The sequence below is a fragment of the Pseudomonas sp. 43NM1 genome, assembly GCF_002836905.1.
Taxonomy (GTDB): domain Bacteria; phylum Pseudomonadota; class Gammaproteobacteria; order Pseudomonadales; family Pseudomonadaceae; genus Aquipseudomonas; species Aquipseudomonas prosekii.
The window spans coordinates 55,569-67,597 of the sequence record NZ_MKGS01000140.1 but is presented as its reverse complement, the minus strand read 5'-3'; the positions used below and the strand labels follow the sequence as shown (position 1 = coordinate 67,597).

The 12,029-nt window shown below is 59.6% G+C and carries 13 protein-coding genes; 7 read left to right on the top strand and 6 right to left on the bottom strand.

Annotated features, from left to right (window positions below; translation table 11 throughout):
* Positions 1 to 17: 17 nt before the first annotated feature.
* On the bottom strand, positions 18 to 1,382 hold the full coding sequence (locus BI292_RS14425; RefSeq protein ID WP_101208243.1) for an SrfA family protein: 1,365 nt from the start codon (positions 1,380 to 1,382) through the stop codon (positions 18 to 20).
* Between the two features lie 267 nt (positions 1,383 to 1,649).
* Here BI292_RS14425 and BI292_RS14420 point away from each other — a divergent pair, with 267 nt between their 5' ends.
* Positions 1,650 to 2,864: an aldose 1-epimerase family protein gene (locus BI292_RS14420; RefSeq protein WP_101208242.1), complete on the top strand. Its 1,215-nt coding sequence runs from the start codon at positions 1,650 to 1,652 to the stop codon at positions 2,862 to 2,864.
* 6 nt (positions 2,865 to 2,870) lie between these two features.
* On the opposite strand, the gene BI292_RS14415 is transcribed toward BI292_RS14420, so the two are convergent.
* Entirely contained in the window at positions 2,871 to 4,364 is a 1,494-nt protein-coding gene (locus tag BI292_RS14415) for a YifB family Mg chelatase-like AAA ATPase (RefSeq protein ID WP_101208241.1), read from the bottom strand.
* A 535-nt stretch (positions 4,365 to 4,899) separates the two neighbouring features.
* On the opposite strand from BI292_RS14415, the gene BI292_RS14410 reads away from it, so the two are divergent.
* The gene (locus tag BI292_RS14410; protein ID WP_101208240.1) at positions 4,900 to 5,178 is read left to right on the top strand and encodes a type II toxin-antitoxin system RelE/ParE family toxin; all 279 of its coding nucleotides are present in this window, start codon (positions 4,900 to 4,902) and stop codon (positions 5,176 to 5,178) included.
* An 8-nt stretch (positions 5,179 to 5,186) separates the two neighbouring features.
* A complete protein-coding gene (locus tag BI292_RS14405; protein WP_101208239.1) occupies positions 5,187 to 5,492 on the top strand; it encodes a HigA family addiction module antitoxin in 306 nt (101 codons plus the stop codon).
* 55 nt (positions 5,493 to 5,547) lie between these two features.
* On the opposite strand, the gene BI292_RS14400 is transcribed toward BI292_RS14405, so the two are convergent.
* Positions 5,548 to 6,075: a Bro-N domain-containing protein gene (locus BI292_RS14400; protein WP_101208238.1), complete on the bottom strand. Its 528-nt coding sequence runs from the start codon at positions 6,073 to 6,075 to the stop codon at positions 5,548 to 5,550.
* A gap of 440 nt (positions 6,076 to 6,515) precedes the next feature.
* Entirely contained in the window at positions 6,516 to 6,776 is a 261-nt protein-coding gene (locus tag BI292_RS14395) for an accessory factor UbiK family protein (protein ID WP_101208237.1), read from the bottom strand.
* A gap of 415 nt (positions 6,777 to 7,191) precedes the next feature.
* Here BI292_RS14395 and glnK point away from each other — a divergent pair, with 415 nt between their 5' ends.
* The 4 genes from glnK to sutA all read left to right on the top strand — a co-directional run bounded on the left by glnK (position 7,192) and on the right by sutA (position 9,968).
* On the top strand, positions 7,192 to 7,530 hold the full coding sequence (glnK, locus tag BI292_RS14390) for a P-II family nitrogen regulator (RefSeq protein ID WP_002555808.1): 339 nt from the start codon (positions 7,192 to 7,194) through the stop codon (positions 7,528 to 7,530).
* Positions 7,531 to 7,565: 35 nt separating this feature from the next.
* On the top strand, positions 7,566 to 8,903 hold the full coding sequence (locus BI292_RS14385) for an ammonium transporter (protein WP_092276304.1): 1,338 nt from the start codon (positions 7,566 to 7,568) through the stop codon (positions 8,901 to 8,903).
* Positions 8,904 to 9,117: 214 nt separating this feature from the next.
* Entirely contained in the window at positions 9,118 to 9,543 is a 426-nt protein-coding gene (locus tag BI292_RS14380; protein ID WP_092276307.1) for a secondary thiamine-phosphate synthase enzyme YjbQ, read from the top strand.
* A gap of 101 nt (positions 9,544 to 9,644) precedes the next feature.
* Positions 9,645 to 9,968, top strand: a complete 324-nt coding sequence (gene sutA, locus BI292_RS14375) for a transcriptional regulator SutA (RefSeq protein ID WP_101208236.1) — start codon at positions 9,645 to 9,647, stop codon at positions 9,966 to 9,968.
* Between the two features lie 456 nt (positions 9,969 to 10,424).
* Here the strand turns inward: sutA and BI292_RS14370 are convergent, their stop codons facing one another.
* Entirely contained in the window at positions 10,425 to 11,132 is a 708-nt protein-coding gene (locus tag BI292_RS14370) for an HAD family hydrolase (RefSeq protein ID WP_101208235.1), read from the bottom strand.
* A complete protein-coding gene (gene xerC / locus BI292_RS14365; protein WP_101208234.1) occupies positions 11,129 to 12,028 on the bottom strand; it encodes a tyrosine recombinase XerC in 900 nt (299 codons plus the stop codon). The genes BI292_RS14370 and xerC overlap by 4 nt, the downstream gene beginning before the upstream one ends.
* Between the last annotated feature and the right edge of the window lies 1 nt (position 12,029).

The window sequence follows — 12,029 nt, the reverse complement described above, 5'->3', positions numbered from 1 at the left end:
GTCAGGTTATTCCGTGTTTATTCGCCCGTCTGCCGCATGGACATGGGGAATTGATCTTTTCCGTAACCACCGGTGCAGTCCGCGACGGTGGTCGCGCCTTTGCGGCAGTTGACCTTGGGCATGTCGTAAGTGCTGCCATCGCCGCACACGGCCTGGCCCTGACTGTCGATGGCGAGGCTGCCGCCCTTCATGGCGGCGGTGACCGGGCCGCTGCATTTCGAGCCGTCGGCCTGGTGCACGGTGACTTCGCCCTTGCCATCCTTGAACTGGTATTCCAGACGCAGCGGTTTGCCGGTGCGCCGATCCTGAATGCCGGCGCCCGCGCGGTATTGGCCGTCGAGGAAATCAGCGGCGCCGTCGGCGGCGTCCGCTGGAATGCTCAGCGCCGGGCCCGGTTTGCCAGCGGCGGCTTTTTCCGCTGCGGGCGGCGTGACGGCGGGTGGCGCGGTCGGGTTTTGCGGTGGCGCAGTCGGCGCTTCGACGGCCGGGTCCTGCGTTATGTCGGCGGGCGCAGCGTCAGCCTCCGGGCCTTCGACGGCGGGCGCTTCCACGGCATGTGTGCCTTCGATGGCAGGCTCGTTGGCGGCGCCCGGCACAGTGCCGGTGACCGGCACACCGTTGAGCGTCGCGGCGTTGCCGGTCAGTTGTGGTTCTTCGGTTTGGTGGTCGATCGGCACCACGCCGCTTGGCAGCAGATCAACCGCCACCAGCGGGATCGGCACGCAGCCGCGCATGCCGAGCAACAGCCACAGCAGCAGCAACAAAAACGGCAGCAGCAACAGCCACCACCACCAGCGACGCCACCACGGGCGAACGACCACGGGAACCACCGGCGCGACTGGCGCAATCACTGGTTCTTCAACCACTGGCGGCAGCGTGAACACCAGCGGCACGGAATAAAGGCAATGCAAAGGGTCGCGATTGCGGTCGGCGCCGGCATGCTCGAAACCCCAAAAGGTCAGCACCGGTTTGCCTTGCACCAGATAAACAAAGTTTTCGTCGGGGAAATGAATGACGCGCTTGAGCAACTTGCCGAACACGGCTTTGTCGCCCTGTTGCTGCTCGGCCGGGTCGGTGCCGAGGAAGCGCTGGCTCAATTCATCGAGCGCAGTTTTCAGCGCTTCAAGTTGCCGGCGGGCCGGCGCGCGTTCTTCTTCGGTGGCGCTGCTCCACGGGATCACATCGCCGTCGAGGCCGCTGTACCAATCGATCTGGTTGCCGAGTTCATCGCTTTGAGGAATGGCCAGGTGATCGACCATCTCGGGATTCTTGCGGCGAATCGCTTCGCGCAATTGCAGCGCCGCCCGGTAGACCGGTTGGCCTGTTTCGCCCAAGGCAGTGAATGACCCGCTCTTACCGCTGCGTAATAGTGCCCCGCGCATCCAAACTCCATATGATCCGTTGCGCAAATGACAGACAAAATTGCCTGTGCTTGCTCCTGCAATTAGCCGGCGACCTTAATGTCATTATGATGTCGCCGTCAATCAGCCGTTGGTCCAAAACCGTATGAGACTAGCGCAAGACGAAGCGCGCCGCTCATGCTGTTTCGGTATTTGTTGAGGAAGGTCTGGACGGCTGAATTTTTTAATCTTGCTGAATCGATTCATCAGCGCTATAAAAAATGCACAAATCCAAGAAAGGCTTGCCTCATGACTCCGCTAAAATTTGCCATCACCCTCGGCGCACTCACCGCTGCCTCCCACGCCATGGCTTGGGATTACGTGTTGCTCGACACCGACAAAGCCGCGCAGAACTGGCAGATCACCAGCCAGCAACTGGGCGTGAAGACCGACAAACCCTTCTCCGTGACCCTGCGCACCTTGCACGGCGGCCGGCAGGAAGGCGTGAGCATCGTCGACATCGATAACGGCACGCTGAAACTGTCGGTGGTGCCGATCCGCGGAATGAACGTGTTGCAAGCGTCTGTCGGCAACGTGCGCATGGGCTGGGATTCGCCGGTCAAGGACGTGGTCAATCCGTCCTTTATAGAGCTCAACGGTCGCGGCGGGCTGGGTTGGCTCGAAGGCTTCAACGAACTGGTCGCCCGTTGCGGCTATGAGTGGGTCGGCCACCCCGGCATCGACAACGGCGAGCTGCTGACCCTGCACGGTCGCGCCGCCAACATCCCGGCCAGCAAAGTCACCCTGCACATCGACGAAAAACCGCCTTACGCCATCAGCCTGCGCGGCGAGCTGAAAGAGCAGGCCTTCAAGAAAGTCGACTTCTCGGTACTCACCGAACTGGTCACCGAGCCCGGCAGCGTGGCGTTTTCGCTCAACGACACGCTGACCAATAACGGTGATTACCCGAAGGAATACCAGGCGCTGTACCACAGCAATTTCAGCACCCCGTTCCTCGAGCAGGGCGCCCGTTTCGTGGCGCCGGTAAAACAGGTTTCGCCGTTCAACGACAAGGCTAAAGCTGACCTGCCGGACTGGCAGACCTACCGCGCGCCGACCAAGGATTACGACGAAACCGTCTACAACGTCGTGCCCTATGCCGACGCCAAGGGCGACACATTGACCGTGCTGCATAACAAGGCCGGCAGCCTCGGTGTTTCCGTTGGTTTCAATACTCAGCAACTGCCAGTGTTCTCCTTGTGGAAAAACACCGATACGCAAGGGCATGGCTACGTTACCGGGCTAGAGCCTGGGACGAGTTTTTCCTACAACCGTCGGTATCAACGGCCACTTGGTTTAGTGCCGACGATTGGGGTTAAAGAGCAGAAGCAGTTCCAGATTCACTACAGTTTGTTGGCGGATAAAGGCGCGGTGGATAAGGCGCTGAAGCAAGTGAGTGATATTCAGGCTGGGCGCGAGACTGAGGTGCGGCAGGTGCCGTTGGTGGATTTGTCCAAGGAATGATCACGGTCAGTTCGCCGTCGGCCGATATTGCAGAGCTTCCGCCAGATGCTCGCGGGTGATGCCATCGACTTGTTCAAGGTCTGCCAAGGTGCGGGCAACCTTGAGCAATCGGTGTGCTGCCCTCAACGATAAGGTCAGTCGTTCGCAAGCCGATTCCAACCAGTTCTCGTCAGCTGTGGATAACTTGCAGTGGCGGCGCAAGCCCGGCAGATCGAGGAAGGCGTTGGCGCAACCCTGACGTTTGTGTTGGCACTCTCTTGCGTCGGCGACCAGTGCGGCAGCGGTGGCGGTGTCGTCTCCGGGTTTGGGCGATGGATTGAGTGCCGTGGCTTCGCGGGCGACGGTCAGGTGCAGGTCGATGCGATCCAGCAACGGCCCCGAGAGTTTGTTGCGATAACGCTGGACCATGTCCGACGAGCAGCTGCAACGCCCGCTCGGTTCGCCAAGATATCCACAGGGACACGGGTTCATCGCCGCCACCAATTGAAAGCGGGCCGGGAAGCGAACACGGTCCTTGGCGCGGGAAATCACGATGTGGCCGGACTCCATCGGCTCGCGTAATACCTCTAGAACTTTGCGATCGAATTCCGGGAGTTCATCGAGGAATAGAACGCCATGATGGGCGAGGGTGATTTCGCCGGGTTGCGGCTTCGAGCCGCCGCCGACCAGCGCCGGGCCGGAGGCGGAATGGTGCGGCTGGCGGAACGGCCGTTGCGGCCAGTGGCTCAACGCTACACAACTGGACACCGATTGAATCGCTGCCACCTCCAGCGCTTCATGCTCGGCCAGCGGTGGCAACAGGCCCGGCAAACGACTGGCGAGCAGGGTTTTGCCCGTGCCTGGCGGGCCGCTGAACAGCAAATTGTGCGCGCCTGCCGCCGCAATCAGCAGCGCACGCTTGGCTGACATCTGGCCTTGCACCTCATTCAAATCGGGGTACGGCATGCTGGCGTAGAGCAAACCGTTGGAGACATAAGGCTCAATCGGCGTGTGCCCGTTGAAGTGCGCCACTGCTTGCAGCAAATGATCCACCGCAATCACCTTCAGCCCCGACGCCAGACACGCCTCTTCGGCATTCGCGCGCGGCACCACCAGCGTTCGCCCGGCCTTGCGCGCCGCCAGCGCCGCCGGCAGCACACCACGAACTGCGCGCACCGCGCCTGAAAGGGCCAATTCGCCCAGGCATTCCACATCGTCCAGGGTCAGCGTCGGCACCTGCACGCTGGCCGATAAAATCCCCAGGGCAATCGCCAGATCAAAGCGCCCACCGTCCTTGGGTAAGTCCGCCGGCGCGAGATTCAGCGTGATCCGTCGCGCTGGAAATTGCAGCCCGGAATTGATGATCGCGCTGCGTACCCGGTCCTTGCTTTCCTTCACCGCCGCTTCCGGCAAACCGACCATCGTCAGCGACGGCAAGCCGTTGGCCAAATGCACTTCTACGGTAACGGCGGGCGCATCCACGCCAATCTGGGCGCGGCTGTGGACGATGGAGAGGGCCATGATCGTTCCTTGAGCTTTTTGGGAACCGCTTCCTGCGGTTTCAGAAGGGTAGTCGGATGGCGTGACGTCGCAGGTGCCAAACTTTCGCAGGATGTTGCGAGCTTCTTTTTGCAGCCTGCAGCTTAAGCGTGCCAGTTCGCCGACGTAATCAGTCGCGGGACGAGGTTGTTGTAGGACGTTGCCTGGATCGATGAAGGATGTTGGCGAAAGCTGAATTGGAGGCGAAAAAAAACCGCCTTGAGTTGGCGGTTTTTTATTTGCAGGCTTCGGTGAGGCCGAGGCCTACGTCTCGTCAACGGGAGCTATTCAGAGTGTTATCCAGATCGGGCAGCTGAAGTGATGAGCGAGGCAGTGGCGCAATGAGAATTGGAGCGTCTATTCGTAGGAAACGGCTGTATTTCAAAGGTGCTCTGAAGGCCTGCGTAGTCTCTTTCCTAAAGTTCTGAGGGGACTAACAGAAACAACCCTGGCGCCTTTGCATAAGTGAATTCAGGTCATACACTCAAGATTAATGCATAACGTTAAGCTTTAAATTATGATCGTTAGCTTTAAGTGTTCTGAGACCGAGTACCTGTTTCGCAACGGTAAGACCCGTATGTGGTCAGCCATTCTGAGCGTCGTGGAACGGAAGCTGACGATGCTTGATGCTGCTGCCGTTCTGATGGACCTTCGATCACCACCGGGCAATCGCTTGGAGACGTTGGAGGGAAATCGAAAAGGGCAGTACAGCATCCGCATCAACGCTCAATGGCGAATTTGCTTTGTTTGGGGTCCTAACGGACCAGAGAATGTCGAAATCGTCGATTATCACTGAGGTGAGTAATGACTAAAAACGGTATGCGCCCGGTCCACCCCGGCGAGATCCTCAAAGAGGAATACCTGGAGCCTCTGAACCTTACAGCTGCGGCTTTGGCCAGGGCATTGAGCGTTTCGACGCCTACGGTGAATGACATCGTGCTTCAGCGTCGTGGGGTCAGTGCTGATATGGCTATCAGGCTCTCTATCTGCCTGGACACGACCCCTGAGTTTTGGCTGAACCTGCAATTGACTTACGATTTACGCAAAGCCGAGCTCGAACGAGGCGCTGCGATCCGTGATCAGGTTGAGCGTCTTGCGCACTGCGCTTGATTCTCTAATTTAAGAACGAACCCCACGCTGCAAACGTGGGGTTTTTCTTTGTCGTTCAGAATGCTTGGAGCATTCGCGAAGCACGCTTCCACCACGGCGCATTCCCCGCGCGCTGTGGCCGATCACCCTCCGGTAGCATCTGCGGCACATCCTGCAACCGAATCCACGGCTGGTTATTCCAGTGCAGCAAGCTCAATGACATGTCTGGCCAGCTCAGCAGGCTCAAGATCGGGCGTTCGGTTGAGGTGGGTTGTTGCGCGTCTCGTAGGGCGGGCACTACGTCGTGGGTCAGCCATTCGCGCAGGCTTCGGTGTTCGGGGCAGTAGTGGTAGATCAGCAGTGCGTAGACGCCGGATTCGCTGATGAGCAGGGTGTTTTCGACGCTGCCGTGGCTGAGCATTCGCACCGATTGATGTTGGTCGGGGTCGAGTTTTCGGACGGCGCGTTCGTCGAGGAACAGGCGTAGCAGACGCCCGAGGTCGCGGGCGCTGAACCAGGGTTGATTCTGGATGAGCAGGGCATGGAGGTGGAGTTTGTGGCGGGTGAAGGTGTTTGGGATCAGATAGGTTTCGTCGCTATTCATTGATACAACTCCTTTTGCTTGAAGGGCTGCTCTCAATCGTCGCCAAACAATTGGTGGCAGCTGTACGCGGGTTGGCGAACCGGAGCAAAAGGAACCCGGCAGACCCGAAGGTCTCCCACGCACAGCCACCATGACTCGATGTGGCTCAAACTAGCCGCCATCGAACAGAAGTAGCCTCCTTAAGCTTCCAGGTCGCCAAACCCAGTGCTGAATAATCAGCTGCTGGGAGCTTAGAAGTTGGAGCACTACGACGCTATCGGACGGCGGGGATGTTCTTTGTAGGACGTTGCCGAGATTGTTGCGGGGCGCAAGATCAAAAGATCGCAGCCCTCGGCAGCTCCTACAGGGGGGTAGTCGTTACAGTGTGGGAGGGCTGGGCGACCGAGGCGACTCTTTCGCGGGCAAGCCTTGCTCCTACAGGGAACGCATTGTCAGCGGCGTTACTCGGTCGGCGGATTCAGCTTCGCTTCCATCTCTGCGACTTTCGCTTCCAGGCTTTCCAGCCGTGCCCGCGTGCGCGCCAACACGACCATCTGGCTATCAAACTCTTCCCGGCTGACCAGGTCCAGTTTGCTGAAGCCGCTCTGCAACAGGGCCTTGAACTGGCTTTCGATTTCGCTTTTCGGCAAAGGGTTGTCGCCGCTGAAAAGGCGGGAGGCGGTGCCGCTCAGGGCGTCGAGGAAGTCTTTGGGCGCGAGCATGGGAAAGGTCCTGGAAACAATGGCGGGCAGTGTATCACGCAGTGTCTATAGTCAACTCCGCAGGCACGGATGCACGCTTTTCGCGCAGGCGGACGGACGGCAGCGCACCGTTGTTGTGCGTTATCTCTGCAGCGTTAACGGGAAGCGGCTTGCAGCAGCGACCAAGGGATTGAATTCAGGGGTTTTTGGCGAGATGGCAAGCTTTCTGCTTAGTCGCTAATGACCCATGCACTGATGCAGTCGCTGTGACGAATGCAGTGCGCCACGTGGAACGGGGAAGTTCTGCACGGAGCGGTTAGCTGGCGTCGGACGGGCAGGTTGGGCCGACGATGCGTTACAAAGCCAGGCACTGCGCTTAGACTTGCGACGGGTTTGTTTTCCTGGGGCAAGTCCACCAATTCGGGAGAGAGTTTTCATGAAGCTAGTCACTGCCATCATCAAGCCGTTCAAGCTGGACGATGTACGCGAGTCGTTGTCCGAGATCGGCGTGCAGGGCATTACCGTTACTGAGGTCAAAGGCTTCGGTCGGCAGAAGGGTCACACCGAGCTGTATCGCGGCGCGGAGTACGTGGTCGATTTCCTGCCAAAGGTGAAGATCGATGTCGCCATTGACGACAAGGATCTTGACCGGGTTATCGAGGCGATAACCAAGGCAGCCAACACCGGCAAGATCGGTGACGGCAAGATTTTCGTGGTCAATCTGGAACAGGCGATTCGCATCCGTACCGGCGAAACCGATACCGACGCGATCTAAGCCGCCACAAACCCAACGCCCCAGGAGAAAACAATATGACTCTGCGTAAATTCGCAGGGCTAGGAGCCCTGTTGTCCCTCGTAATGCCCAGCCTGGCTATGGCGGCAGACGAAGTGGCGGCCCCAGTCCTCAATTCCGGCGATACCGCCTGGATGCTGACCTCGACAGCCCTCGTGCTGTTCATGACCATTCCCGGCCTCGCGCTGTTCTACGGCGGCATGGTTCGCTCCAAAAACATTCTTTCCGTGATGATGCAGTGCTTCGCCATTACCGGTCTGATCAGCATCCTGTGGGTCATTTATGGCTACAGCATTGCGTTCGACACCACCGGCATGGAGCAGGGCGTCGTCAACTTCAACTCGTTCTTCGGCGGCATGGGCAAGGCGTTCCTCGCCGGCATCACGCCAGCGAGCATCACCGGTCCTGCGGCGTTGTTCCCGGAAGCGGTGTTCGTGACCTTCCAGATGACCTTCGCGATCATCACCCCGGCGCTGATTGTCGGTGCGTTCGCCGAGCGCATGAAGTTCTCCGCGATGCTGATCTTCATGGGCATCTGGTTCACTCTGGTTTACGCACCGATTGCGCACATGGTCTGGTCCGGCAACGGCGGCCTGATGTGGGATTGGGGCGTGCTCGACTTCGCTGGCGGCACCGTGGTGCACATCAACGCCGGTGTTGCCGGTCTGATCTGCTGCCTGGTACTGGGCAAGCGCAAAGGCTTCCCGACCACCCCGATGGCTCCGCATAACCTCGGTTACACGCTGATGGGCGCGGCCATGCTGTGGGTTGGCTGGTTCGGTTTCAACGCCGGTTCCGCCGCCGCCGCCAACGGCACTGCCGGCATGGCGATGCTGGTCACGCAGATCGCCACCGCTGCTGCCGCATTGGGCTGGATGTTCGCCGAGTGGGTCACGCACGGCAAACCAAGTGCACTGGGTATCGCTTCGGGTGTAGTCGCCGGTCTGGTGGCAATCACTCCGGCCGCTGGCACCGTGGGCCCAATGGGCGCGCTGGTGATCGGCCTGGCCGCTGGCGTGGTGTGCTTCTTCTGCGCCACTACGCTGAAACGCAAACTCGGTTATGACGATTCCCTGGATGCCTTCGGCGTGCACGGCATCGGCGGTATTCTCGGCGCAATCCTCACCGGTGTGTTCGCTGCACCGTCGCTGGGTGGCTTCGGCACCGTCACCGACATCGCCGCACAAGTGTGGATTCAATGCAAAGGCGTGGGCTTCACGGTGATCTACACCGCGATCGTCACCTTCATCATTCTCAAGGTACTGGACGCGGTCATGGGCCTGCGGGTTACCGAGGAAGAAGAAGCGGTCGGCCTCGATCTGGCACAACACAACGAACGCGGCTACAACTTGTAAGACGCGCAGAAAAAAACTTGCCCGGTTCGCCGGGCATTTTTTTGTCCGGGATTTGTCATTTAAGAGGCTGCTGAAAGGTTTTTTCCTACGCCTTATGTCGTGTTTACGACGAGGGTTTTTTACAAGCGAAAAACTTACAGCAATGCGGGAATATTAGGGCCTTTGTTTTTTCCCAGAGCGCGCTAGAATGCGCCCCGAACGTGCGGAGAACTGTATGTGGCAACAGACGCTGATTACCCTGCGGGCGCGGCCCCGGGGCTTTCATCTGGTAACGGACGAGTTACTCGCCGGCCTGCCTGAACTCAAGGCGTGCCGGGTCGGTCTGTTGCACTTGTGGCTGCAGCATACCTCGGCGTCGTTGACCATCAACGAGAACGCCGATCCGGCGGTACGTCGCGACTTCGAACGATTTTTCAATCGGCTGATCCCACAAGGAACAGACGGCTTTGAGCATAACGACGAAGGCTTGGACGACCTCCCGGCGCACTTCAAGGCCAGCGTCCTTGGCTGTCAGATCAGTCTGCCGATTGCGGCAGGTCGGCTGGCGTTGGGCACCTGGCAAGGCGTTTATCTGGGCGAGCACCGCGATTTCGGCGGTGCCCGTAAAGTCCTCGCCACCCTGCACGGTGAAGGGGCGTAACCGCTGGTTACAAGCGGTTGTAGAATTTTTTCCGGCAGCCTTCGACAGACGGCGTAGCTGGGCTATAACTAATCTGCTTTTCGCAAGTCATGAGGTAGAACATGAGCGACGATGATCTGGAAAACGACGACCTCGAAGTAGGCGACGAAGACGAGGCCGAAGAAGGCCTGGAAGCAGCGGCGGAAGACGTTGCTGAAGACGATGGCGGCGAAGCGCCGGCCCCGACCGCCAAAGGTAAAGCCAAGGCTGCGGTGTCGGTCGATGAGTTGCCAAGCGTCGAAGCCAAAAACAAGGAACGCGACGCCCTGGCCAAGGCCATGGAAGAGTTCCTGGCCAAAGGTGGCAAGGTGCAGGAAGTGGAGGCCAACGTGGTCGCCGATCCGCCCAAAAAGCCTGACAACAAGTACGGCAGCCGGCCTATCTAAACGCCTGTCACCTGCTTGCTTGCTGAAAAAGCCCGCCGTCGCTGCGGGCTTTTTCATGGGCGCTACAAAAGGCGTGGCACCACCCCCGTAGGAGCAAAGCTTGCTCGCGATAGCGTTAGGTCAGCTGATATCTGTGTTGGCTGACCTGCCGCTATCGCGAGCAGGCTCACTCCTACAATTGATCGCGGCGGGCGCGAAATCTGCGTCTGAAGCAGATCCCCTGTAGGAGTGAGCCTGCTCGCGATGGGGGCCTAACATTCAGAATTGATGTTGGCTGACCCACCGCTATCGCGAGCTAGCTCGCTCCCACAATTGATCGCGGTGGGCACGAAATCTGTGCCCGACGCAGATCACCTGTAGGAGTGAGCCTGCTCGCGATGGGGGCTTAACATTCAGAATTGATGTTGGCAGACCCACCGCTATCGCGAGCAAGCTCTGCTCCCACAGGTTTTGTGGTCAGGCCGAAGCTGCGTTCCAGCGTGCCAGCAGCGCTGGCAAATCACTGAGGCGGCGGATTTCGGCGTCGGGCAAGCGGTCCGCTTCCCATGGCTTGCCGGTCGGGTTGAACCAGATTGCGCGCAACCCTGCCTGTTGGGCGCCGGCGATGTCGTCGCCGGGATGATCGCCGATGTGCACCGCGGTTTCGGCCACCGCACCGCCACGTTGCAATGCCTCATGAAACAGGCGCGCATCCGGCTTGGCGATGCCGATGTCTTCGGCGCACAGCGCGAATTTGAAGTAATCCGCCAGCCCCAATCGGCGCACGTCGGCGTTGCCGTTGGTGACCACGCCGAGGGCGTAATGGTTGGCCAGAATCTCCAGCGTCGGCTCCACTTCGGGGAACACTTCAATCTGGTGCCGCGCATGCAGAAACACTTCGAAACCCTTGTCGGCCAATGTCGACGCCTCGTCGTGGGCGTAACCGGCATCTTCCATGGCATGAAACAGCACGCGGCGGCGCAGGGCGCTGATGCGGTGTTTCAGGCCCGGCTCATTGCTCAACACGCGCTCACGAATCGCCCACAAATGCTCGACCGGCACCGCGCCGAGGTGCGGTGCGTGCTCGGTTAGCCATTCACGCAGAATGGCTTCGGCGCTGACGATCACCGGGGCGGTGTCCCACAAAGTGTCGTCGAGGTCGAAGGTGATCAACTGGATTGTCATGACTCATCGCCCTTGATTCGTTTGGCCCGTGGATGGGCACTGTCGTAGACCGTCGCCAGATGCTGGAAGTCCAGGTGGGTATAAATCTGCGTGGTTTTGATGTCCGAGTGACCGAGCAATTCCTGGACGGCGCGCAGGTCTTGCGAGGATTCCAGCAAGTGGCTGGCGAAGGAATGTCGCAACATGTGCGGGTGCAGATTTTGCCCCAGTTCACGTTCGCCGGCCGCCTTGACCCGCACCTGAATCGCCCGTGGGCCGAGGCGCCGGCCCTGCTGGCTGACAAACACCGCGTCGTCCGCCGGGTTGGTCAGCGCCCGCAGCGGCAACCACAGTTCCAATGCTTCGCGGGCCTTTTTACCGACCGGCAACAAACGCGTTTTGCTGCCCTTGCCGAGCACTTGAACCATGCCATCGGCCAAGTCCAGCTGATCCAGATTAAGCCCGGTCAGCTCGGAAAGGCGCAATCCCGAGGAATAGAACAATTCCATGATTGCCTGATCGCGACGGGCCAAAAAGTCATCCTCGACCGCGCCTTCCAGCAGTTGCAGCGCGCGGTCAGTGTCGAGGGTTTTCGGCAAGCGCCGTTCACCTTTCGGCGGCGCCAGGCCATTGGCCGGGTCGTGATCGCACAGGCCTTCGCGGTTCAGATAGTGATAGAGCCCGCGCACCGCCGACAACAACCGCGCCAGGCTACGGGACGATTGCCCTTGGGAATGCAGGCGCGCGATCAGGCTGCGCAGGCGTTGGATGTCCAGCGCGGCCCAGCTGTCGATGTTCTGTTTACTGCACCAGCTGAGCACTTTATCGAGGTCGCGGCGGTAGGCGTAAAGCGTGTGCGGCGACACCTGCCGCTCACTGCGCAAGTGTTCGCAGTAAGCGTCCAGTTGTCGTTCCACG

Excerpts from the sequence above, each read along its gene's own strand:
- BI292_RS14400 (WP_101208238.1), bottom strand. The coding sequence starts at position 6,075 with ATGAATAGCGACGAAACCTATCTGATCCCAAACACCTTCACCCGCCAC.
- BI292_RS14370 (WP_101208235.1), bottom strand. The coding sequence starts at position 11,132 with ATGACAATCCAGTTGATCACCTTCGACCTCGACGACACTTTGTGGGAC.
- BI292_RS14410 (WP_101208240.1), top strand. The coding sequence starts at position 4,900 with ATGATCGTTAGCTTTAAGTGTTCTGAGACCGAGTACCTGTTTCGCAAC.
- BI292_RS14420 (WP_101208242.1), top strand. The coding sequence starts at position 1,650 with ATGACTCCGCTAAAATTTGCCATCACCCTCGGCGCACTCACCGCTGCC.
- BI292_RS14385 (WP_092276304.1), top strand. The coding sequence starts at position 7,566 with ATGACTCTGCGTAAATTCGCAGGGCTAGGAGCCCTGTTGTCCCTCGTA.
- BI292_RS14425 (WP_101208243.1), bottom strand. The coding sequence starts at position 1,382 with ATGCGCGGGGCACTATTACGCAGCGGTAAGAGCGGGTCATTCACTGCC.
- BI292_RS14395 (WP_101208237.1), bottom strand. The coding sequence starts at position 6,776 with ATGCTCGCGCCCAAAGACTTCCTCGACGCCCTGAGCGGCACCGCCTCC.
- BI292_RS14380 (WP_092276307.1), top strand. The coding sequence starts at position 9,118 with ATGTGGCAACAGACGCTGATTACCCTGCGGGCGCGGCCCCGGGGCTTT.
- glnK (WP_002555808.1), top strand. The coding sequence starts at position 7,192 with ATGAAGCTAGTCACTGCCATCATCAAGCCGTTCAAGCTGGACGATGTA.
- BI292_RS14415 (WP_101208241.1), bottom strand. The coding sequence starts at position 4,364 with ATGGCCCTCTCCATCGTCCACAGCCGCGCCCAGATTGGCGTGGATGCG.
- sutA (WP_101208236.1), top strand. The coding sequence starts at position 9,645 with ATGAGCGACGATGATCTGGAAAACGACGACCTCGAAGTAGGCGACGAA.
- BI292_RS14405 (WP_101208239.1), top strand. The coding sequence starts at position 5,187 with ATGACTAAAAACGGTATGCGCCCGGTCCACCCCGGCGAGATCCTCAAA.